23 protein-coding genes are annotated in these 20,610 nt (G+C 42.9%); 13 read left to right on the forward strand and 10 right to left on the reverse strand.

Annotation, left to right across the window (positions count from 1 at the left end; translation table 11 throughout):
* Window positions 1-52 precede the first annotated feature (52 nt).
* From V6259_RS02045 to V6259_RS02055, 3 genes are all read right to left on the reverse strand, one after another.
* Window positions 53-442 carry a hypothetical protein gene (locus V6259_RS02045; protein WP_341583120.1) on the reverse strand — a complete coding sequence of 130 codons (390 nt, stop codon included), beginning with the start codon at window positions 440-442 and terminating at the stop codon, window positions 53-55.
* Between the two features lie 124 nt (window positions 443-566).
* A complete protein-coding gene (locus V6259_RS02050) occupies window positions 567-1,163 on the reverse strand; it encodes a Fic/DOC family protein (RefSeq protein WP_341583121.1) in 597 nt (198 codons plus the stop codon).
* Between the two features lie 4 nt (window positions 1,164-1,167).
* Entirely contained in the window at window positions 1,168-1,350 is a 183-nt protein-coding gene (locus V6259_RS02055; RefSeq protein WP_341583122.1) for a YhfG family protein, read from the reverse strand.
* Window positions 1,351-1,534: 184 nt separating this feature from the next.
* Between V6259_RS02055 and V6259_RS02060 the strand changes: the two genes are divergently transcribed.
* Genes V6259_RS02060 through V6259_RS02070 form a run of 3 tightly spaced genes read left to right on the forward strand, consistent with a single transcriptional unit; the run spans window position 1,535 to window position 3,868 of the window.
* A complete protein-coding gene (locus tag V6259_RS02060; protein WP_133010905.1) occupies window positions 1,535-1,765 on the forward strand; it encodes a Trp family transcriptional regulator in 231 nt (76 codons plus the stop codon).
* Window positions 1,762-3,198 (forward strand): anthranilate synthase component I family protein, encoded by a 1,437-nt coding sequence (locus V6259_RS02065; RefSeq protein ID WP_341583123.1) that lies wholly within the window; start codon window positions 1,762-1,764, stop codon window positions 3,196-3,198. The genes V6259_RS02060 and V6259_RS02065 overlap by 4 nt, the downstream gene beginning before the upstream one ends.
* A gap of 7 nt (window positions 3,199-3,205) precedes the next feature.
* Complete coding sequence (locus V6259_RS02070) at window positions 3,206-3,868, forward strand: anthranilate synthase component II (protein WP_341583124.1); 663 nt, start codon at window positions 3,206-3,208, stop codon at window positions 3,866-3,868.
* Between the two features lie 44 nt (window positions 3,869-3,912).
* Here the strand turns inward: V6259_RS02070 and V6259_RS02075 are convergent, their stop codons facing one another.
* The gene (locus V6259_RS02075) at window positions 3,913-4,650 is read right to left on the reverse strand and encodes an ElyC/SanA/YdcF family protein (RefSeq protein ID WP_341583125.1); all 738 of its coding nucleotides are present in this window, start codon (window positions 4,648-4,650) and stop codon (window positions 3,913-3,915) included.
* Between the two features lie 91 nt (window positions 4,651-4,741).
* On the opposite strand from V6259_RS02075, the gene V6259_RS02080 reads away from it, so the two are divergent.
* Entirely contained in the window at window positions 4,742-5,410 is a 669-nt protein-coding gene (locus V6259_RS02080; protein ID WP_341583126.1) for a GDSL-type esterase/lipase family protein, read from the forward strand.
* Between the two features lie 135 nt (window positions 5,411-5,545).
* A complete protein-coding gene (locus tag V6259_RS02085) occupies window positions 5,546-5,842 on the forward strand; it encodes a Dabb family protein (protein ID WP_133010910.1) in 297 nt (98 codons plus the stop codon).
* Window positions 5,843-5,936: 94 nt separating this feature from the next.
* Here the strand turns inward: V6259_RS02085 and V6259_RS02090 are convergent, their stop codons facing one another.
* Window positions 5,937-6,626, reverse strand: a complete 690-nt coding sequence (locus tag V6259_RS02090; RefSeq protein ID WP_133010911.1) for a type 1 glutamine amidotransferase domain-containing protein — start codon at window positions 6,624-6,626, stop codon at window positions 5,937-5,939.
* Window positions 6,627-6,775: 149 nt separating this feature from the next.
* On the opposite strand from V6259_RS02090, the gene V6259_RS02095 reads away from it, so the two are divergent.
* From V6259_RS02095 to V6259_RS02105, 3 genes are all read left to right on the forward strand, one after another.
* Window positions 6,776-7,672 carry a LysR family transcriptional regulator gene (locus V6259_RS02095; RefSeq protein WP_341583127.1) on the forward strand — a complete coding sequence of 299 codons (897 nt, stop codon included), beginning with the start codon at window positions 6,776-6,778 and terminating at the stop codon, window positions 7,670-7,672.
* 95 nt (window positions 7,673-7,767) lie between these two features.
* Window positions 7,768-8,133: a hypothetical protein gene (locus V6259_RS02100; RefSeq protein WP_341583128.1), complete on the forward strand. Its 366-nt coding sequence runs from the start codon at window positions 7,768-7,770 to the stop codon at window positions 8,131-8,133.
* Window positions 8,130-8,714: a cysteine hydrolase family protein gene (locus V6259_RS02105; protein WP_341583129.1), complete on the forward strand. Its 585-nt coding sequence runs from the start codon at window positions 8,130-8,132 to the stop codon at window positions 8,712-8,714. Before V6259_RS02100 ends, V6259_RS02105 begins: the two co-directional genes overlap by 4 nt.
* 21 nt (window positions 8,715-8,735) lie before the next feature.
* Here V6259_RS02105 and gntR read toward each other — a convergent pair whose 3' ends face one another.
* The 5 genes from gntR to V6259_RS02130 all read right to left on the reverse strand — a co-directional run bounded on the left by gntR (window position 8,736) and on the right by V6259_RS02130 (window position 13,497).
* The gene (gene gntR / locus V6259_RS02110) at window positions 8,736-9,731 is read right to left on the reverse strand and encodes a gluconate operon transcriptional repressor GntR (RefSeq protein WP_341583130.1); all 996 of its coding nucleotides are present in this window, start codon (window positions 9,729-9,731) and stop codon (window positions 8,736-8,738) included.
* Window positions 9,732-9,915: 184 nt separating this feature from the next.
* Window positions 9,916-10,404, reverse strand: a complete 489-nt coding sequence (locus V6259_RS02115; protein WP_341583131.1) for a gluconokinase — start codon at window positions 10,402-10,404, stop codon at window positions 9,916-9,918.
* Between the two features lie 88 nt (window positions 10,405-10,492).
* On the reverse strand, window positions 10,493-11,809 hold the full coding sequence (locus V6259_RS02120; RefSeq protein ID WP_341583132.1) for a TRAP transporter large permease: 1,317 nt from the start codon (window positions 11,807-11,809) through the stop codon (window positions 10,493-10,495).
* Window positions 11,802-12,359 carry a TRAP transporter small permease subunit gene (locus tag V6259_RS02125; protein WP_341583133.1) on the reverse strand — a complete coding sequence of 186 codons (558 nt, stop codon included), beginning with the start codon at window positions 12,357-12,359 and terminating at the stop codon, window positions 11,802-11,804. The genes V6259_RS02120 and V6259_RS02125 overlap by 8 nt, the downstream gene beginning before the upstream one ends.
* A gap of 121 nt (window positions 12,360-12,480) precedes the next feature.
* The gene (locus V6259_RS02130) at window positions 12,481-13,497 is read right to left on the reverse strand and encodes a TRAP transporter substrate-binding protein (protein WP_341583134.1); all 1,017 of its coding nucleotides are present in this window, start codon (window positions 13,495-13,497) and stop codon (window positions 12,481-12,483) included.
* A 349-nt stretch (window positions 13,498-13,846) separates the two neighbouring features.
* Between V6259_RS02130 and V6259_RS02135 the strand changes: the two genes are divergently transcribed.
* The 5 genes from V6259_RS02135 (at window position 13,847) to V6259_RS02155 (ending at window position 20,596) form a co-directional block, all read left to right on the forward strand.
* Entirely contained in the window at window positions 13,847-16,810 is a 2,964-nt protein-coding gene (locus V6259_RS02135; protein WP_341583135.1) for a bifunctional diguanylate cyclase/phosphodiesterase, read from the forward strand.
* 75 nt (window positions 16,811-16,885) lie between these two features.
* The gene (gene siaA / locus V6259_RS02140; protein ID WP_341583136.1) at window positions 16,886-18,892 is read left to right on the forward strand and encodes a biofilm regulation protein phosphatase SiaA; all 2,007 of its coding nucleotides are present in this window, start codon (window positions 16,886-16,888) and stop codon (window positions 18,890-18,892) included.
* 3 nt (window positions 18,893-18,895) lie between these two features.
* Complete coding sequence (gene siaB, locus V6259_RS02145) at window positions 18,896-19,432, forward strand: biofilm regulation protein kinase SiaB (RefSeq protein WP_133010925.1); 537 nt, start codon at window positions 18,896-18,898, stop codon at window positions 19,430-19,432.
* Window positions 19,433-19,439: 7 nt separating this feature from the next.
* A complete protein-coding gene (gene siaC, locus V6259_RS02150) occupies window positions 19,440-19,817 on the forward strand; it encodes a biofilm regulation phosphoprotein SiaC (RefSeq protein WP_133010926.1) in 378 nt (125 codons plus the stop codon).
* Window positions 19,814-20,596, forward strand: a complete 783-nt coding sequence (locus V6259_RS02155; protein WP_133010927.1) for a diguanylate cyclase domain-containing protein — start codon at window positions 19,814-19,816, stop codon at window positions 20,594-20,596. Before siaC ends, V6259_RS02155 begins: the two co-directional genes overlap by 4 nt.
* The last annotated feature ends 14 nt before the right edge of the window (window positions 20,597-20,610 follow it).

Genomic DNA, 20,610 nt, shown 5'->3' on the forward strand with positions numbered 1-20,610 from the left:
TAAGATAAATAAAAAAAGAGAAACGGCTGGCAAGGACGTTTCTCTTTTTTTGTTAGCTTGCTCCTAAATTCAGTAGTACCAGAGCATAGGTATAAAGAGCAGCATAGATAGCCAGTGCAAACAGAGCTAAGTGATTGATGACATTATGCACTGCTTGATGATAACGCTGCAGTGTTTGAATTGGGCTTTTTAGCGCAGCAGGCCAAGTGTCTGCTTGTAGCAAAGGAAAGCTGCTGAACATCATAAAGAAGCCAGAAATAAACGCGGCATTTCCCCAAAACTCACCAAGATGAAAGTAACCATAAAAAGCGAAATTCCAAACCCCGGCTAAAAAACTCAACAGTGCCAATACACCCTGTCTTTTCTCCAGTTTTCCCCGTAGTGGATTAGGAACAGACAGCAGCAGAATGAGCCACATACAAACCGCGACGACAATACCCATTACGTTTCCTCATGATTGATAATGTGAATAGTATATAGAACAACGAAAGCTTTGTTGTTGATTTAGACGCTGTCAATGCGTCTTTATTACAGAGCAAAGGGGGAATTATTGGATGAATTCAGATTTACTCTATCGGAGAAAGGCTGCAGATGAAAATATCTTTCATTGGCGAGTAGTCACAATTAAGGCAGCCAATGATATTAGCCTCAATCCATTGTTCTTTTGAGATGGTTTCAAAACTCAGGTTATAACCGCAGTGGATTGCCAGATGTTCAAACAACAGGCGTTGAGCGCGTCCATTGCCCTCTCGAAAAGGATGAATCATGTTTAGTTCAATATAGAATTCCGCCATTTCTGTGCAGAGGCAATCGAAATCTAGCTCTTCAAAGAAGCGTTTTTTTTGAATTTGAGAAAATAGCTTATTTGCTTCTCTCACGATAAATTCGGGCTGACAAAAACGTGTATCAAGTTTTGATATTGCAATCGAACGAGGCTCTCCTGCCCAATCATATAACTCTCCAAAAAGCGCGTTATGGAGTGAGCATAGATGGGAAAATCTGTACGGAGCAGGGGTAAAATCGATGTCAGCTAATGCCAAAGTAGAAAGTTGGTTTTCTAATTCACAAAGCTGTTTAGCATCTTTGATATGAAGCTTATTAATCAGAGTGTTGGAGTTAGGGTAGGTGTACGGATCTTGCCCTACGCCATATTTATCGACCATGATGTTAGCCTAGATATTTTGCCAAAATCTGTTCTTTTTTAACTTTCCGTTCTGCTGCACTAAGAGAAAATAAGGATTTATCTACAGAATAGCCTTCTAAACGCATGCTTTCGACGAAATTGTCGCCTTTTTTATTTGAGTACGCTTGTTGTTTAGCCGTTAGGCTGAGCGTTGAACCTTGTTTCATATTGATCTCCTTAAGCTATCTCACCGCTTCAGTATAGCCTAGTGGGTAGATGGCTTCTACGGTTAGATTGGTCAGAATATGCCTAGACCTCTTGCTTCATTCTCCTGAAAACTATATTGTACTAGTACATGAATACATGCCTATTTTATAAATGCCTAATAACGCATTAAAAGAGCAATTTCCTATGAAGGATTTGATCCAGTTTTTATCCGAAGTCGATGATGCCGCAGCGTTAGAAAAGCGCTTAACCGTGTTACTGACGCCAAACGAGATCAGTGAAATGGCGCGCCGTTTAAAAATCATCGCCTTGTTAGATGAAGGTGTCCCCCAGCGGGACATCGCAAAACAGTTAGGTGTGGGCATAGCCACCGTTACCCGTGGCTCCCGAGCATTGAAGGAATTAAAAGAATCATGAGTACCACTCCAAAAAGACCTGAGCGTATTACGCTACCTCGCAAACCTAAGTACATTACCATCAGTGCCGATTGTGACTTTTTTGCCTTGTTTAAAACGGTAGAAAAGCACTTTGATCATTGTTTTATGTTGGAATCCCTTGGTGAAGAGAGTTTTATTTCTCGCCATTCAATCATTGGTTTTGACCCTGAAAAATTGATCTGGGCCCAAGACAATCAGCTTTTTATCCAAGAGCGAGATGGCAGCACAGAGTCGTACGAATCTGATAATCCGTACTATTTATTGCGTGACATCGTGCCGCAAAATATTTTGTCGCGTGGCTTTGCGGGTGGTTTAACCGGCTACCTTGGTTACGACAGCATGAACTACTTCGAGCCGAGCTTGGATCTGCAATCGAGTGACATGTTTGATGCCTTCCGTTTTGGTTTGTACAAAGACGGCCTCATCTACGACAAGATGACCGGCGAAGTGGTCTACTTCTATTACGAAGATGGGCAAGAGGGTGCCAATCGCGTTGCCCTAGTAAACCAGATGATGACGGAAGAAACGCCAGAAAATGGTCCGTTTGTGGTGACGCCTGCCGGTGAATCCATGTCGAAATCCGATCACGCCGATGCCGTGGCAAAAGTGAAGCAAGATATAGTCGACGGCAAAATCTTCCAGTGTGAAGTGGGCTTCAAAATGTGGTTCAACATGGAAGGCGACACCATTAACTTGTACGAGCAATTGCGTGAAGTGAACCCATCGCCACAAATGTATTACATCAAGTTCGGTGAGCAAAAAGTCATCGGCGCGAGCCCTGAGTTATTGTTCCGTGTTCGCCAAGGCGAGATGGAAACTTTCCCTCTTGCGGGGACGGCGAAACGCGGTGTAGACGAAAAAGAAGACGTCGCCTTGGCGCGTGCTTTGTTAAATGATCCAAAAGAAATTGCCGAACACAACATGATTGTGGATCTACATCGTAACGATATTGGCCGTGTGGCGCGTTTTGGTACGGTGAAAGTGCGTAGTCTAATGGACATCAAACGCTTTAGTCATGTACAGCACATTTCCAGCGAAATTGTCGGTATTATGGCGGAAGATCACGACATGTTCTCAGCGCTGGCGAGCAACTTCCCAGCGGGTACTTTAACGGGTGCACCGAAAATAGAAGCGATGAAAATCATCGATGATTTGGAAAATGACGGTCGTGGCCCTTACGGTGGCGCGGTTGGTCAATTCTCCTTCAATGGCGATTGCATGTTTGCGATTCCGATCCGCACGGTTTTTGCGAAGGGCGAGAAAGCCTACGTGCAGACCTGTGGCGGTAACGTCTACGATTCGAATGCTGAAGATGAATACGAAGAAATTCAACGTAAGTTTGCCGGCACACGTCGTGTTTTAGAAAGCTTTGCGCCAAAAGCCAATGCCACACAAGATGCAGGTCAGGAGTAAAAACGCTATGAAAGTATACATTATTGATAACTACGACTCCTTTACCTACAACCTGTATCAGTTTATTGGCGAAGTACTAGAGACCGAGCAAAGTAAGGGTGAAGTTTCCAGCTTTGAAGTGATCGTAAAACGTAACGACGAAGTCACTTTAGACGACATTCGTAAAGCGGCACCGGATCGCATTATTATTTCTCCAGGTCCAGGTTCACCAGACGATAAAGCCTACTTTGGTATCTGTGCGGACGTGATTTTGGAATTCGGTAAAACCATCCCATTAATGGGTGTTTGCCTTGGTATGCAGGGGATTTGTCATGTATTTGGCGGCAATGTAGTGAAAGCGCCATTGCCGATGCACGGTAAGACCAGTCCCATTACTCACAATGGCGAAGGCATCTTTCACGATATCCCTGATCAGTTAGAAGTGATGCGTTATCACTCCTTGATCGCAGAAGCAGAAAGCTTCCCAGAGGTGCTTGAAGTGACCGCGACAGTGGGTGATTTTCAAGTCGCCGACTTTGGTAATATCTCATCGATTCACCAAGGCGGTAACTTTGAACTGATGGGCGTTCGTCATAAAGAATACCCAATTCAAGGCATTCAATTTCACCCTGAATCCTTCGCCACAGAAGGGGGCAAAGACCTGATTAAGAACTTCTTGTTTCAGGTCTGATATTGGCTGTTAGTCATGGTGAGATAAAACGAAAGGCTGAGTAACTACTCGGCCTTTTTTGTTTTTAGCCATTGCCACGCGAGCCCTAAATATTCGTAAAAAGCGCGTTGGGATTTGTAGTTTTCAGAAGCGCCTATGCGCCATTCGCTGCGAGTGTCACTTAGGCGAAACGCGGGGGCGGGAATCACAGAAATACCCGCTTTTGTAAAGAAGCCTTGGGCACGCCTTAGATGCGAGGCTTCACTGACGAGCGCGACTCGTTTTCCTATTAGTTTTGATGCCATGGCATTGGCTTCCGCTTCTGTGTCTTTTGGTTTTGGAAACATAACGATTCTGCTTGGTTTTGTTCCTAATTCTATTGCCGCATCGTGCATGATTTTAGCGTGACCACCGAACCCCGAGACAAAAAGCTGAGCGTCTGGATTGGCTTTTAAAATTCGCAAGCCTTCTTCTAGGCGGTAAATGGCGCTTCTTCCTAGTTGCATCACAGCAGGATCATTAGGGTAATGTTGATGAGCGCTGCCTAATACCACAACAACATCCACAGGTTGCTTGATGTCAAAAATAGGGTAGATGTTTTCCAATGGTGCAATCAGGCGATTGGCGACAGGGTCAAAACTGGTCAGACCTAAGCAGGCAATCGCGATGACCAATAGGCCTCTGGCTAGTTTCGGTCGCGCCGAAATAAGCAGAAGCGCAAACAGCATAATAATCAGTGAGAGTGGAATCGGCATCAGCGCCATGCCGATGATTTTTTTGACGGTGAAAAGGCTTAAAGACATGATTGCTTTCAAATTCAATAAAAGGAAGCGTTAGAATACCGTGTTTAACGGTTTTTATATAATAGGCGTTGAGTAAAAGGCGAGTGATGATATGAAGAATGAAACATCTGAAAATACGCCCTTGTCTATACAGGCGGCACCGCAAGAGACGGATTGGTGGTTGCCCAGACATCAGCAAAAATTAGCCGAGAAAGCGGCTATGAAATCTGTTGACCTGGTGTTTCTGGGGGATTCTATTACTCAAGGATGGGAAGAGGAAGGTCATGTATTTTGGGATGAATATTATGCTTCTCTGAATGCATTAAATCTTGGCTTTAATGGCGACCGAACGGAGCATGTATTGTGGCGGTTAGCCCATGGCGCGGTGGATGATATAGACCCAAAGTTGTTGGTGCTATTGATTGGTACTAATAACACTGGGCATCGGCAAGATGCACCAGCTGAGACAGCATTAGGGATTCAACAAATTCTGCAGATATTGTCTGAAAAGTTGCCCAATACAAATATCCTGCTATTAGCGATGTTTCCTAGAAGTGCCAAACCAACGCAGAAACTACGGGTGTTAAATGACGAGGTGAACCGTTTAATTCAGCCCTATGCGGATGGAGAAAAGGTGATTTATCTTGATATAAACGCGTGTTTTCTAGATGACCGTGGATGTGTAACTCCTGACATAATGAGTGATTATTTGCATCTAAATAGCCCTCAATATCGAGTTTGGGCGAATGCTGTATCTTCTTATATCTTGCCGTTATATTGATTTTTATTAGTGATGATTTCTGATAGAAATCCACATTAAAATGTCTAAATTGACCGCATTTTTTAAATATTTGCTAAACAGACCTAGTGTTAATATAGGGCTATTATTTATAACGATATTTGAAGTGAGACTATAATGATTCGTCATGTATTATTTATCCAATTTAAGGCTGAAGTAACGGCCGATGCGATTACTCAGTGCCTTGGTAATCTTGTTGCGCTTAAGAATAAGATCGATGGAATTGAATCTGTCGAGTGGGGAGAAAATAACAGCCCAGAAGGACGAGCTAAAGGCTACACTCATTGTGTTTTTATGACTTTTTGTGATGGAGAGTCTCGTGATAAATACATTCCACATCCAGCCCATGAAGAACTAAAAGCAGAGCTAGGCCCTATTCTAGAAGACATCATTGTCTTTGACTATGCACTGTAAATAAGCCAATAAAAAGCCCACCTTATTGATAAGGTGGGCTTTGGTGGAGTCTTAGACATTTGTCATTTGTTATTAGACATTCATCAGAACAAAGTTATTTTGCTAATTCAGCCAATAGTTTTTCCGCAACAAGTTCAGAACTCGCTGGATTTTGGCCTGTGATCATTAATCCGTCTTGAACCGCGAAGGCGTTCCAATCCGCACTGTTTTGGTAATCTGCACCACGTTTTTTAAGTTCGTCTTCTAATAAGAAAGGTACAACATCCGTTAGTTGTACGGCATCTTCTTCACTATTTGTAAAACCAGTGACGGTTTTATCTTTAATGTAGTATTCACCATCGCTGTCTTTAATATTTAAGAAAGCACTTGGTGCATGACAAACAGAAGAAATAGGTTTGTTGGCACGTAAAAAGCTTTCGATCAAAGCAATAGATTCTTTATTTTCTGTTAGATCCCAAAGTGGGCCGTGGCCTCCTGGATAGAAAATAGCATCGAAATCTTCTTGTTTCATATCACCTAGTTTGTTCGTATTGGCGATTACATCTTGTGCTGTTTGGTCATCATAGAAGCGTTTTGTTGCCTCTGTTTGAGCGTCTGGTGTCTCGCTATTTGGATCGATTGGAGCTTGGCCGCCATTTGGCGTCGCCACAGTGACTACTGCACCAGCATCGATAAACGCATAGTAAGGTGCGGCAAATTCTTCTACCCAAAAACCAGTTTTATGACCTGTGTTTCCTAGTTCTGAATGAGAGGTTAGAACCACTAGGATTTTTTTAGTACTCATGTCTGACTCCTTAATAGGGTGTATGTTGGTATCGATTTTGTTGCGATTAGTATAGTAATAGATTCAAATCATGACTATAGGGACAAAATTGATATCATTGGTTCAATAATTGATACAATACTCGCGTTGTAATTAAAGAGCGCTAACGTATGGATATATCCTTTGAGCAACTTAAGAGTATGGTGGTGTTTGCTCAAGTGATTGAGCAGGGCAGTTTAACCGCCGCAGCAAAAGCCATGGGTATTTCTCGCGGCGTGGTCAGCTACCACCTTAAAAAGCTGGAAGACCAATTGGGTGTGGTATTGCTTAACCGAACCACGCGCTCGATTTCGTTAACCGAAACCGGTGAAGCATATTATCAGCGGTGTCGCACGATCGCCCATCAAGCGCATGAAGCCAATTTGCAAATAGAAAAAGCCAAGCAAGAGCCCATCGGTAAGTTAAAAATCACGTGCCCAGTTAACTTGGGTCTGCAAATGGTTGTTCCGGCATTGAATGATTTTCGTCGTTTGTATCCACTTATTGAGCTTGATGTGTCGTTAAACGATGACGTGGTGAATATCATAAAGGATGGTGCTGATTTAGCCATCCGTGGTGCACCGCTGGCGGATTCTGGTTTGCAGGCGAGTAGACTGGCTTCTTTTGAAACGTATTTGTGTGGGGCGCCTGAATACTTCCGTCTTCATGGTAAACCGACACAGCCACAAGATTTGTATGATCACGATTGGGTTGTGTATAAACAAGCGGCTAATTCAGTACACCTGAGCCAAGGAGATCGTTCTTTCAGTGTGTCGGTAGTAGGGGCAGTTAGTACCAACAATGCCGCGGCTCGTACGCTCTTTTTAGAAGGCGGTAATGGCATAGGGCGGATTCCAAGTTACGATGCAAAACCTCGCCTTCAACAAGGTTCATTAGAGCGGATTTTGTCTGATTATCGGTGCTCGGATATTGATGTGTTTGCCGTGTTTCCGCCGGGTGCGACGCATTCAAAAAAACTGAGGCTTGTTCTCGATTTTCTAAAACAAGCCTTTTCTCGTTTCCAGTAAAGTAAATATAAAAAAGAGCAAGTTGAGAGGCTAGCCATGTTCGCTTTGATACCGTTATGATGCAGGTATCAATCTAATGGATATAGGCATCATTCATGTTAAAGCGCATCGTTTTATTGTGTTTACTAGGCGGTTTTATGCTCCCTGCAATGGCTGAACAATCGCACCTTGATAAGGCAACGACAATACTAGAAAAAAAAGTCGTTGAGCTCGAACGTAGTGTCGCCATTTTACAGCTCTCAAGCGCATCAACCGACGATTATCAAGCTATTGAAGGGCAGATCGATAAGTTAAAGATGACGATGAAAGTAAATAATAAGGCGACGGATAGGATTAACTTCTTAAGCAATGTAGTGTTTCTACTTTGTGTGATTTTATTAATTTGTCTCTTTTTTCTACGCCGCCAATCACATCAATTGACAGCCTTGTTAAAGACTCAAAAAAGCGAGAATTCATTATGAAAAATACGCCATGTTTGATGATTGTAGATATGCAGCAAGGCATGTCTTGGGTGCAAGCAGGAGAGCGCAATAATCCGAATGCGGAACATGAAATCGCCGAACTACTCGCTCACTGGCGAATAAACCATGCCCCGATTGTTCATGTTCGACACCTGTCTCAAGATTTAGAATCATTTTTCTGGCCGGAGCAGGAAGGTGTTTTATTCCAAGAAGCGTTACATCCATTAAATGGTGAAAAGGTTATCGACAAAGCGGTACCCGACGCGTTCACCCATTCAGAATTAGAGTCTTGGTTGCGAGAGCAGGAAATAAATACCTTAGTAGTTGTGGGTGTTAGTACGAATAATTCAGTCGAGTCTACAGTGCGTTCAGCAGGTAATTTAGGCTTTACTACGTATGTTGTTCAGAGTGCTTGTTTTGCGTTTGCCAAAGAAGATTTCGATGGTCGTGAACGCAGTGCTGAAGAAGTGCATGCAATGTCGTTGGCGAATCTGCATGGTGAATATGCGACGGTCATCTCTCAAAACGATGCGTTTGCTCTTTTGCCAGAGTCGCTTTCTCTAACCAGCCAACAGAGCTAGGCTCCGTTGGCTTTAGTAACGTTAAATACTTTCCCCTGCCTCTATTTTAAAGGGTAAATCGATTACTTTTTGGCTGATAGGATTACCCTGCAGTCTTGATAACAGGTGCTCTGCGGCTAAACGGCCGATTTTCTCTCGGGGGGTAATCACAGTCGCTAATAATGGCACCATGACTCGGGAAATATCGTGGCCATGAAAGCCTGCTATGCCTATGTCTTCTGGCACCTTGATACCCGCTTTTTGACAGGCAAATAGTGCACCGATAGCTAAGTCATCATTGGTACAAAAAATGCCGTCGGTGTCCGGTTGTTGCTTGAGAGCGTCGGCTAAAAAAGTAGCCCCAAGGGTAAATGAAGACGCGCTGGTGGCTTTGACGGTTAAAGGGGTAAGATCATGATTTTCCATGGCTTTTTCATAGCCTTTAATTTTTAGCAGGGTTCTTTCGTCCATCCTGGCTGCAAAATAGACAATTTTCCGACGACCTTTTTCAATCATTAAATTAGTCATCGCAAAGGCGGCGGCTTCGTTATCAATGCCGATGGCTTGCTCAATCGGTGGTGACACAGAGTCCATAATTTCAATCACTGGCACGCCAGCCACTTCGAGCATTTTTCGGACTCGATCGGTGTGGAAACTCTCTGAGATAATCAAGCCATCGACGTTATAAGACAGCAGTGTGGCAATCCGAGCCTCTTCAGACTCTCGACTGTAGCCATAATGTGCCAGCATGGTTTGATAGCCAGCGGGTTCAAAGACGCCTTCAATGCCACGAATAACTTCGGAAAATACCTGGTTGGTCAAAGAGGGCAGTAATACGCCAATCGCATGACTTTTCGAGTTGGATAAAATATCCGGCGCACGATTAGGAATATAACCTAAGGAGTCTAAGGCTTCCCGGATACGGATTTGCAACGGAGAAGAAACAAGGTCAGCGCTTTTTAAGTAGCGGCTGACGGTCATTTTCGTGACGCCGACAAGGTCGGCTACGTCTTGAAGCGTAGGGCGTTTCTTTTTCATTCGCTGATTAAATCCATATCATTGTTACACGTAACATTAGCATATTGCTTACGCTACGAGAAATAAAAAATTTTCTATTACGCCTTTCTTAATCTCTTTATTTATAAGGAATATTATAGAAGTGAGTGTTAACTTCAATTGTATCTAAAACAAAAGACATCTATAGAAAGATGTCTTTATTAGATTACTGTTTTAGCTGTTGTAAGGCTTCGCTCACAATCGCATCCACATCTTGGTCGATGTCGATAATGATGGCTTCATCAGAGGTCGGTTCAACTAGGGTAGCAAACTGACTTTCGAGCATGCCGCGGCCTTTAAAATAATGCCCATCGCGCTTTTGATGACGTTGCCAAATGGTTTCAATATCGCCTTTTAAGTACACCATAGCGAACTGATCGACGCCGTTACGTAAGATGTCTCGATATTCAGGTTTGAGCCCTGAACAGGCAATCACCGCGCTTTGATTGTCTTTCAGCAACTGATTCAACGTAGCTAGCCAGCCCATGCGGTCCGCATCGTTTAGCGGGGTGCCAGTGGCCATTTTTTTGACGTTGGCATCGCTGTGATAGTCGTCGCCATCAAAAAATGGGTAACCCAGTTGCTCAGCAAGTCGCTGCCCGATAGATGACTTCCCTGAGCCAGAAACGCCCAATACAATAATTTTTTTAATCATTTCTTCATGTCTCCTAGCGATCTGTGTTGATTTAGACACAGATCGCTCGTTCAAAAAGCCGTGTTGAACGGCATGACTTAATGGTTAATTATTTCCACCACAAAGCCAGCTGAGGGAAGAAGATAACCAAGGCTAAGACCACAATTTGCAAGCCGATAAAGGGCAACAAAGAGCTGAAAATTTCGCCTAGGCTAATGTCTTTAGGCGCTACGGATTTTAGGTAAAACGCCGCAGGACCAAACGGTGGTGATAAAAATGACACTTGCATGTTCAAACAGAAGACCACGCCAAACCAAACAGGATCGAGACCTAAGTTCATGATGATAGGAACGAAAATTGGCATGGTAAGAAGTGCAACGCCGACCCAATCAAGGAACATGCCGAGGACAAATAGCACCAACATCATGATGAGTACTGTGCCCATCACACTGCCGCCACTCAGCGCCAAAATAGTGGTTTCAACGAAGTCGATACCACCCATTAGGTTATAAACGCCCACTAACGCGGTCGCGCCAATGCCGATCCAAATGATCATGCCACAAGTGCTCATGGTTGCTTTGGCACTTTCTTTAAGCATTGAGAAACTCATCTCACCGCGAATCACCGCACTGATCATGATACCGACAACACCTAATGCAGATGCTTCGGTGACAGAAGCTACACCGGTATAAATACTGCCTAATACCACAGCGACAGACAGTAGCGGGAAGAATAAGGCTTTGAAGTAATTGACGTTAGCGTCTTCAGCCAATTCTTCTTCTGTAGGAAGAGGGGCGTACTCAGGGTGCAGACGACAGACAATCAATACGTACGCCATGTAGGCAAAAGCCAATAAGAGAGCGGGTAAAAAAGCCGCTTTAAACAGTTCACCGATCGAAACGCTGGCGGTTAAACCGTAGATGATCAAGACAATACTAGGCGGCAGCATGGTGCCTAATGCACCGCCGGCACAGGTAGTACCAATCGCAAGTTTACGGTTATAACCAAGGCGTAGCATTTGTGGTAAAGCCAGAATGCCCAAGAGCACGGTTTCGCCACCAATCACACCAGACATGGAGGCCAATACGATCGCCACTAATAGAGTTTGAACGGCAACGCCACCACGCAGTTTTCTACCGAATACCTTCATGGCGTCAAATAAATCGCGGGCGATACCCGATCGATCGAGTAAGGCGGCCATTAACACAAACATGGGAACGGCTAAGAACACATAGCTGCCCACAAAACTGTATAAACGACTAGTCACCAGAGGTAAGGCACCAAAACCAAACCAACCAATGGCAAAAAACATAGCCACGATCAAGGTGACAAACGCGAGTTGCATACCGGTTAACAATAAGAAAATCATTGAACCGAGCATCAATAGGCTACCGTAGCCTATTCCCAGGGAGGATAAATCAAACATTTTTATGCTTCCTTAGGCCATTAATCTCTTGAATGAGATGGAAGAAGAATTGTACGAACATCAGACAGATAGTGAGAAAAATTGTGCCTTTTACTAAGGCTGGAAAAGCAGGGTTCCATGCGGAGCCAGAGGTTTCTAAGTGCCACTCGCCTAATGGTGATAGCCAAGAATCTCGAACCATTTGAAACGATGCCCAAATCAGTAAGCTGGTGAAGAGCAGCCCCATAATATGATGGAAGACATTTAAATAACGACGCGTAGTCTCGGAAACAATGTCGTAAATAAGCACCACGCGAACGTGCTTATTGGTCGCCATGGCATAACTTCCTCCATAGACGAATAAGCAGCCGCCAATAAAAGACGCCGACTCATGTACCCATATGGTTGGAGAATTGAATAGGTAGCGCATCACTACCTCATAAAAAGAAATACCAACGGTAAAAATAAACAACAAACTTAATGTATTGCCCAATCCATGAATAACCTTATCGAGGGCGTTACGAGGTTGTTCAGAAGGGTCTATTTCTGGATGAATCATTTCGGGTTTCATGGCTGTGGTCCAATGTAAAGCGGAGACAGAAAATCTCTTCTTTGCGAGGCGAATAAACAAGGTTGACTAAAGCAAGACAGAATCACTCGGCTGAGTGATTCTGTCTAACAAAAACGGCGAATTAAAGTAGACCGTTTGCTTCTAAGTATTGAGTAATAGAGTCATATACTTTTTGTGCATTTGGAGAGCGTTTGGCAAACTCTTTCCACTGTACACGAGCAATCGCACGGAACTTTTTACGTTCTTCTGGAGACCAGTTGTGAATGGTGATCTTCGGATTGGCTTGCGCTACTTTTACGGCCGCTTCATCGGCGATTCGCAGTTGTGTAGTGATGTCTTCGGCGAAATCACGTACAGAAACCGTTAAAATCGCTTGGATATCAGCAGGTAATTTGTCCCACTTTTTCTTGCTCATAGACACATCGATCAATGGCAAAGAGTGGAAGCCTGGGTACACAGGATGAGTCGCAATGTCGTTCATACCCGCTTTCTGGTTAGTCGAGAAAACAGTGTAATCTGCCGCGTCGATAACGCCTTTACTCAAGCCCGTAAAGACTTCAGAGCCAGGTAGGTTAACAGGGGCAGCACCGGCCGCAGCGAAGACTTGCTGTACTAGGCCTTCAGGGGCGCGAATTTTCAACCCTTTTAAATCGGCTACACTGTCTAAAGGAACGCGAGAGACTAGTGCTTCAACGCCGGTAGTAGAGCCACCAATGAATTTCACGCCGTAAGGGGCATAAAGCTCATTCATCAACTCGTAACCACCACCATAGTTAATGTATTGCAGAAGTTGCTGAGTGTTTGACCAAGCTCCTACGGTATTACCAATCAAGCCAAACGCTGGATCTTTACCAGAAAAGTAACTTGTTGCGGTAATTTGGCCATCCAAGATGCCCATTTTAATGCCATCAAGCGTTTCAGTGTGTTTGAACACGCTGCCAACAGGAAGCAAATCAATGTGTACGCGACCGCCTGACATGGTTTCAACACGTTTTGCCCATTTTTGTTGGATTTGGTAATTCTTATCACCTGATGGATCAGAAGACTGGAATTTAAATTTGTAATCCGCCGCGAATGCGGAAGTCGACATAACCCCTGCTAAAGCAACAGTGGTCAGGGTGGTCAGTAGCTTGCTCATAAAATCTCTTCCTGATGGTTATTGTTGTAGGAAAGTAAAGGTTTGTTAACGGCATGTGTTACCGGTAACTTAAGTGAGATATGTTACCGGTAACTTTTTGGTTTGGTCAAGCAAGATAAAATATTAATGATTAAGTTTTTTATAATTTATTGATTTTTAAAGATATATTTTTTAAATTAAAAACGCGTTTTATTGGTGCATTAGCGATTTTATATTTTTTTAGTGGTATTAATCGGTTTACCGGCTGACTTTATATCGATTAATAACTATGTGTGTAGTAGGATGCAATTTTAAGCTCTATTTGAGGTCCAATACGTTTATGAATTCACCACAAGTTGGCTTGTAACAAATGTATCGAACATTTTCTAAGCTATTATTAGCGCGACCTAAACAAGCTGGCATTATTGCTTTCATTTTGGCGCTGCTGATATTTAGTTCTGTTGCTGCAGAAATGCTACTAAAGCAAAAACACGCCAATCAATCTATTGCTTTGTCTCTTGCCCAAAGTCACGCTTCATTATTGCAAACTGCCATTGATAAAAGTCTGTCGGCCAATTACGCCCTTTCCGCAATGCTGGTTGAAGAGAAAGGAAAAACCCATTGGTTCCCTTCTTTTGCCGCTGCTTTACAAGAAGTGTACCCAGGAATTTCCAGTTTTGCGCTCTCTCCAAATGGCGTTGTCCAGCAAGTATTCCCATTAGAAGGCAATGAACAGGCATTAGGTTTTGATCAATTTTCAGATACTAAGCAAGGTATTGATACGCTAAAAGCGAAAATGACTAATAAGCTCACCCTGTCAGGACCTTTAGATTTAGTTCAAGGTGGGAGAGGGGTCGTTGGACGTTTACCTGTATATGTAACCGATAATGATGGAGGTCAGCCTGCTTTTTGGGGATTCACTAACATCATTATTCGTCTCAGTTCTTTATTAGAGTCTGTTCGTTTTAGTGATCTAGAAACGAATAATTTTGATTATCAACTGGTTAAGCTAAATGTATCTCAAGAGCCTTCGCTCATTATTGCTTCAAATACTAGCGCTATGACGGACAGCGTTAGTGTCACTATTGATGTCGCTAACGCTCAATGGCGTTTGATGCTTTCCCCAAAAGAAGGGTGGCTGCCTATATGGCGTATTGTTAGTGAATTCTTCATTATTTTGCTAGCCAGTATCCTTTTGGGTCGGTGGGTGTATTTAGCTCTAAAAATGCGTGAGGGAAAAGTTGAGCTTGAAATATTAGTCGAACGACGTACCGCTCAATTAAGCAGCTCTATTTTACGAATGAAAGCAATTTTGGCTGCCATTCCTGATTCATTTTATGAAGCCGATGATGAGGGCGTTGTAGCCGATTATCATTCACCAAGAATGGACGAGTGGCATAGCAGGCCAGACTGGCCGATTGGCAAGCATTATACGGAATTGCTCCCTAAAGAGTCTGTGGCGATTTTTACTAAAGCGATGTCAGAAGCTAAAGAGCATGGGTATTCTAATGGTTATGAGTACTTTTATGACTTTGGAAATGAACGTCGTTGGTTTGATATTTCTACTACGCACTCTTCTGATCTTGATGGCACAAATGGTTTTTATATTCTTTTGTCTCGTGAAATAACTCACCGTAAAACGGTTGAGTCAGAGCTACGCATCGCGGCTACGGCATTTCAGACGCAAGACGGTATTTTAATAACGGACCACAATAATAAAATCATTCGAGTGAATGCGGCATTTGAAACCATCACCGGATACAAAGAGTCTGAAGTGAAAGGACAGGCTCCCAGTATTATTAATTCCGGTCGTCACTCAAAATCTTTTTATCAAGAAATGTATCAGCGCCTTAATAAAAGTGGGAGCTGGGAAGGTGAAGTTTGGAACCGTCGTAAAAATGGTGAGATATTCCCTGAGTGGTTAAGCATTTCTGTCGTGAAAGATGACAACAGCGAACTGACCCATTATGTGGCGACTTTTAAAGACATCTCTGAAACTAAAGCGAATGAACGCCGCATTAATCAGCTTAATTATTACGATAGCCTAACGCGTTTACCTAATCGTCGGATGATCACTGAAGATATAGAGAATCTGCTTGAAAATACCGACCTGAAACATCGTCGCAGTGCCATATTATTTATTGATTTAGATCATTTTAAAGATATTAATGATTTAAAAGGCCATCATTTAGGCGATATCTTACTTCAGCAGGTCGCGTCTCGCTTAATGGATTCCACCCGATCTGGTGATTTAGTTGCTCGCTTTAGTGGTGATGAGTTTGTTGTGCTACTAGAAGACGTTGATGTTTCTTTAAACCCCGACCGTATTGCGTACCGTGCAAAACATGTGGCGAATAAGATCATGACAACACTGGCGCAGCCTTTCGAGTTAGAAGGACAGTGTTGTTCCATCACGGCGAGCATTGGTATCTCAATCTTCGGGCAAGACTCAATAAGCAGTAGTGAAATTATTAAGCAATCAGAAATGGCGATGTACGAAGCCAAAGGTCATGGTCGAAATGAAGTGTGTTTTTATGCGCCTCAAATGCATAAGAAAATTCTTGAACGAGTCACCTTAGATAATAGCTTTAGAGAGGCTTTACAGCGAGACGAGTTTGTCTTGTATTATCAGCCGCAGTGGAACGGCAAACAAGAAATGGTTGGCGTTGAAGCACTGGTTCGTTGGCTTCATCCTGAAAAGGGTATGGTGGCTCCGGGCGTCTTTATTCCTTTTGCTGAAGAGTCCAAGCTCATTTTGCCGTTAGGCCGTTGGGTTATGCGTACGGCAATGGCGCAGCTTACCACATGGCAAAAAGAGCCTAAGTATCGTCATTTTATTATGTCGATTAACGTCAGTGTTCTGCAATTCAGTCACGCTGACTTTGTCTCTGAAGTAGAAGATGCTTTGTCTCAAACGGGTGCAAATCCTGCGTTTATACAGTTGGAATTAACAGAAAGTATGTTGGTTCGAGATCAGTTAGATATTATCCAAAAAATGCAATCACTGAAAAAACTGGGCGTACTTATTTCCTTGGATGATTTTGGTACAGGTTATTCCTCTTTGTCTTATCTTCAGCAGTTACCAATCGACCAATTGAAAATAGATCAATCATTTACCCGTGCTATTGAAGAAAGTGACAAACAAGCATCATTAGCGGCGTCGATCATCGGGCTAGGTCATAATTTTGGCATGGAAGTGATCGCGGAAGGTGTCGAAACGCAAGCGCAATTTGATTGGTTAAAAGCCCATAACTGCGACCTTTATCAAGGTTTTTTACTTGGCCGGCCTCAGCCGAGTGAGGACTTTTCTACAGAGAAGAAGTCGAATAGCTAACCTTTTTATTTGCTTAAATATGGATACTAAATAGGCTTTATTAGTATCCATATTGTTTCTTAGGATGTTTTATTTATGGCCCGCTGGGGATTACGTAGCAAATCATTATTTGCATTAATCATGACGTGTATTTTGGCTCTGATATTTGCTGCTGTCATGGGTTGGGCACTGCTAAAAGAAGGTAAAATATATTCTGCTAAAAACTACGCAAAAAGTTTTACCGAGTTGAATTATCAAAAGATTTTAACCCCCATCTCTCGTGAGTTGGCATTGGCGGAGCGTTTTGCTGGTACCTCTACGATAAAAGAATGGATGGAAGACCCTTCAAACATTACCAAACAAGCGGCTTTTACAGAAGATGCCGAGGGCTTTTTAAGTTCGTTTCAAGATCATTCATTGTTCTTTGTAACGGACGCGACCAAAGACTACTATTTTTCAGACGAAAATAATCCCTTTAGTATGACGCCAAAATACCGACTGTCGTACAGTGCCCCCCGAGATGATTGGTATTTTCAGACACGTCAACAGCCTTCGCTATTTAATATTAATGTCGATGAAGACGAGCATTTAAAACTCACAAAAATTTGGATCAACTATATTGTCAAAAATCATGGTGTATTTGTTGGGTTAGTAGGTACTGGTTTTAGCCTAGATCACTTTCTAGATAAATTTACCACAGCCCCTGTCGCCGGTGTTCATCCTTTTATTATCAATGCTGATGGCGGGATTGAGGCTCATCAAGATAAGAACTTGATCGCTTTTGATACCTTGGATGGTAATTATGGTGCTCGCTCAATTTTTGCATTATTAGACAACGATGAATCAAAGCAAAGCGTAAAACAGGCAATGCTGAAAGCGAAAAAAGGTGGGGAAAAAGTTATCTCTGTGATGGTTGAGCAGAATGGTTCAACTCAGCTTATGTCGTTTATGTATTTTCCATTGCTAAATTGGTTCGTGGTAACCAATGTGAATCTAAATGATGTAAACCTGATTAATATGAATATGCTGTTGCCAGCAGTCGGTATTTTTGTTTTCGTATTAGTTTTGCTGATCACTGTTTTTGGTTTTGCAGTAGAGCGATTAGTCATTGCTCCCGTTCGTCGTTTGCAATTGTCCGCAAAAGCGATAGAAAGTGGTTCCTATAATGTCACTTTACCTGTGGTGGGAAATGACGAAATTGGCGATTTAAGTAAAACGTTCAATAATATGGCGGCTCAGGTTAGAAATCATACTGAAGATCTTGAGCGTAAAGTAAAAGAACGAACGGCTGAGCTAGAAGAAACTCATCAAGAAGTAGCCGATGCTCATCGTAAGATAGGTGCTTCGATTGATTATGCGAGTTTGATTCAGAAAGCTATTTTACCTGATCGCCAGATGAAACAATTTTTAGGTGATCACCACAGTATAGTGTGGCGTCCTAGAGACGTTGTTGGTGGTGACTTCTATGTCTTTCAAAACACCGATGAAGGGTGTTTATTAGGCATTGTAGATTGTGCCGGACACGGCGTTCCGGGGGCATTAATGACCATGCTTTTGCGTGCTGCTATTGATCACGCGACTATGGAGGTTGGTATTCAAGACCCTGCCGCTCTGCTACGCTCTATTGATAACACCTTACGATCAATGTTGAATGAAGATGTGAGCGGTGATCGAGTCGCCACAAATGCCGATGTTGGTCTAGTCTATATTAGTAAAGACAATCAAACGATGCGATTTGCTGGGGCGAAAATTGGCTTGTATGCGAGTAATGGCAAAGAGATTATTCAGTACAAACCTTCAAGACGAGCGCTTGGTGATAGGCGTTTAGGTGAATACGAAAATATTGATTTACCCGTATCTGGTTGGACTTATTACATGACAACCGATGGTTTCTTGGACCAAGCTGGTGGAGAGAAAAAATTTGGTTTCGGTAATCGTCGTTTTGAATCCTTATTACAAGATGCAGCAGGGCTAACCTTAAGCGCACAGGCTTCAGCATTTGTTGAAGCATTAAATGAATACATGGGTGATCAACCACAGCGCGATGATATTACTTTATTGTCATTTCGTTTTGGTAAAGAATTAGCCAATCGTGAGGGATAAACTATGCCAACGCCGGACCTTTATGGTTTAAGAGAGCGCTTCGAAAAAGATAAAATATTACTGTGTTTTAATGGCCCTATATCGAGAAGTTTAATTGAAGAAATCGGTAATGCGCTGAAAAATTATTTACAGTCTGAGAAGCTGCCACCGGCATCCGCCTTGGATGTTTTTGCGGCCTATATTGAGCTCACTCAAAATATTCGACATTATGCGGCGCAGTCACAACTCGAAGGGGCTCAAACGGCGACCGTCATCGTTAGCCACAATAATGACTGTTATAGTGTTGCTGCAGGGAACACGGTTCGATTGGAGGATGGTGTAGCGTTACAAAAACGAATTGAATCGTTTGCCAAAATGGACAAAGTCGAATTAAAAGCGGCGTATAAAACTCAACTACGACAACCTCGTGACCTACAGGCGGTGACTGGAGCAGGGCTCGGCTTAATTGACATGGCGCGTAAATCTACGAAACCGATGGAAGCCACATTAAAGCCGATCGACGATGAAACAGCCTACTTCAGCCTAAGTGTACAAATCTGAGAAATATATGAACGAATTATTGATTGAAAGTACTCAGTCTTCTCCAGCGATCCGAGGTGATTGGGAGAAAGGCACTCTTTATATGGATGGAGATTCATACCCAGAGAACTCCTACGAATTGTATGCCGATGTAGTGGCTTGGGTTAGTCGTTTTCTAAAAGAAACGTCAGCGCCTTTAACGCTAGAACTGACGCTGTTTTACCTCAATACCAGTAGTATCAAAGTCATGATGGATATTTTTGATGAGATGGAAGAAGCCTTCCAGACTGGTCGTCAAGTCGCTATTAATTGGCTCTATGATGAAGAGAATGAGCGAGTTGCAGAACTCGCTGAAGAATTTAAAGAAGACTGTACTTTCCCTTTTAATATTATAGGACGGTCATGAAAATAGATTTCTCGGCATTAGAAGACGACGTAAAAGCTATCCTGGAAAATTCAGAATACGACAGTCATCCTGCTCGTGAAGCGTTAAGTCGCTTATGGGAAATGAATCTGAATCAATGGAATCGAGTCGAGCGCATCACACGCTTATCAGACTCCTATCAAGATATGATGATGCAGCGGGAAAAGAGCATTAGTGCCCGCTATGACAAGCATTTACGTCAGCTTGAGAAAATCACACGGATCTCAGACCATTATCAAAAAATTCTAAAGCAGATGAACAGTGAGCTGGAACAAGCGGCACTGGTTGATCCTTTAACTGAACTGCCGAATCGACGTATGATGATGAAGCGTTTAACTCATGAATTTGAGCGTAACGACCATCAGAAAAGTTGCAGTGTTGCCATGATCGATGTGGATAACTTTAAGCTAGTTAATGATCAATTTGGCCACCAAATTGGTGATAATGTGCTTATGGCTTTGGGTAAACTAATGACCGAAGTATTGGCAGACAATGGTTATATTGGTCGCTGGGGAGGAGAAGAGTTTTTAGTTATATTTACAGGGAAAAACCAGCAAGAAGCACAAACCTTGATGGAAGAAATGCGTGTGGCAGTGACGTATTTAGCACTCTCTTTTGAAAATAAAGCATTAACAGTGAGTGTGAGTATTGGCATCAGTCAATACCGAGACGGAGACAATATCGACGCCTTGCTGACGCGTGCTGATAACGCGCTTTATACGGCTAAATCAAAAGGACGCAACCAAATCACAATAGATTGAGAGACGCTAATATT

Origin of the sequence: Marinomonas sp. TI.3.20, assembly GCF_038155025.1 — a bacterium.
Classification (GTDB): domain Bacteria; phylum Pseudomonadota; class Gammaproteobacteria; order Pseudomonadales; family Marinomonadaceae; genus Marinomonas; species Marinomonas flavescens.

Bases quoted from the DNA above. Each gene is read 5' to 3' on its own strand.
- gntR (WP_341583130.1), bottom strand. From the start codon at position 9,731: ATGAAAAAGAAACGCCCTACGCTTCAAGACGTAGCCGACCTTGTCGGC.
- V6259_RS02055 (WP_341583122.1), bottom strand. From the start codon at position 1,350: ATGAAACAAGGTTCAACGCTCAGCCTAACGGCTAAACAACAAGCGTAC.
- V6259_RS02095 (WP_341583127.1), top strand. From the start codon at position 6,776: ATGGATATATCCTTTGAGCAACTTAAGAGTATGGTGGTGTTTGCTCAA.
- V6259_RS02115 (WP_341583131.1), bottom strand. From the start codon at position 10,404: ATGATTAAAAAAATTATTGTATTGGGCGTTTCTGGCTCAGGGAAGTCA.
- V6259_RS02075 (WP_341583125.1), bottom strand. From the start codon at position 4,650: ATGTCTTTAAGCCTTTTCACCGTCAAAAAAATCATCGGCATGGCGCTG.
- V6259_RS02085 (WP_133010910.1), top strand. From the start codon at position 5,546: ATGATTCGTCATGTATTATTTATCCAATTTAAGGCTGAAGTAACGGCC.
- V6259_RS02125 (WP_341583133.1), bottom strand. From the start codon at position 12,359: ATGAAACCCGAAATGATTCATCCAGAAATAGACCCTTCTGAACAACCT.
- V6259_RS02135 (WP_341583135.1), top strand. From the start codon at position 13,847: ATGTATCGAACATTTTCTAAGCTATTATTAGCGCGACCTAAACAAGCT.
- V6259_RS02155 (WP_133010927.1), top strand. From the start codon at position 19,814: ATGAAAATAGATTTCTCGGCATTAGAAGACGACGTAAAAGCTATCCTG.
- siaA (WP_341583136.1), top strand. From the start codon at position 16,886: ATGGCCCGCTGGGGATTACGTAGCAAATCATTATTTGCATTAATCATG.
- V6259_RS02105 (WP_341583129.1), top strand. From the start codon at position 8,130: ATGAAAAATACGCCATGTTTGATGATTGTAGATATGCAGCAAGGCATG.
- V6259_RS02100 (WP_341583128.1), top strand. From the start codon at position 7,768: ATGTTAAAGCGCATCGTTTTATTGTGTTTACTAGGCGGTTTTATGCTC.
- V6259_RS02060 (WP_133010905.1), top strand. From the start codon at position 1,535: ATGAAGGATTTGATCCAGTTTTTATCCGAAGTCGATGATGCCGCAGCG.
- V6259_RS02065 (WP_341583123.1), top strand. From the start codon at position 1,762: ATGAGTACCACTCCAAAAAGACCTGAGCGTATTACGCTACCTCGCAAA.
- V6259_RS02080 (WP_341583126.1), top strand. From the start codon at position 4,742: ATGAAGAATGAAACATCTGAAAATACGCCCTTGTCTATACAGGCGGCA.
- siaC (WP_133010926.1), top strand. From the start codon at position 19,440: ATGAACGAATTATTGATTGAAAGTACTCAGTCTTCTCCAGCGATCCGA.
- V6259_RS02050 (WP_341583121.1), bottom strand. From the start codon at position 1,163: ATGGTCGATAAATATGGCGTAGGGCAAGATCCGTACACCTACCCTAAC.
- V6259_RS02070 (WP_341583124.1), top strand. From the start codon at position 3,206: ATGAAAGTATACATTATTGATAACTACGACTCCTTTACCTACAACCTG.
- V6259_RS02120 (WP_341583132.1), bottom strand. From the start codon at position 11,809: ATGTTTGATTTATCCTCCCTGGGAATAGGCTACGGTAGCCTATTGATG.
- siaB (WP_133010925.1), top strand. From the start codon at position 18,896: ATGCCAACGCCGGACCTTTATGGTTTAAGAGAGCGCTTCGAAAAAGAT.
- V6259_RS02045 (WP_341583120.1), bottom strand. From the start codon at position 442: ATGGGTATTGTCGTCGCGGTTTGTATGTGGCTCATTCTGCTGCTGTCT.
- V6259_RS02130 (WP_341583134.1), bottom strand. From the start codon at position 13,497: ATGAGCAAGCTACTGACCACCCTGACCACTGTTGCTTTAGCAGGGGTT.
- V6259_RS02090 (WP_133010911.1), bottom strand. From the start codon at position 6,626: ATGAGTACTAAAAAAATCCTAGTGGTTCTAACCTCTCATTCAGAACTA.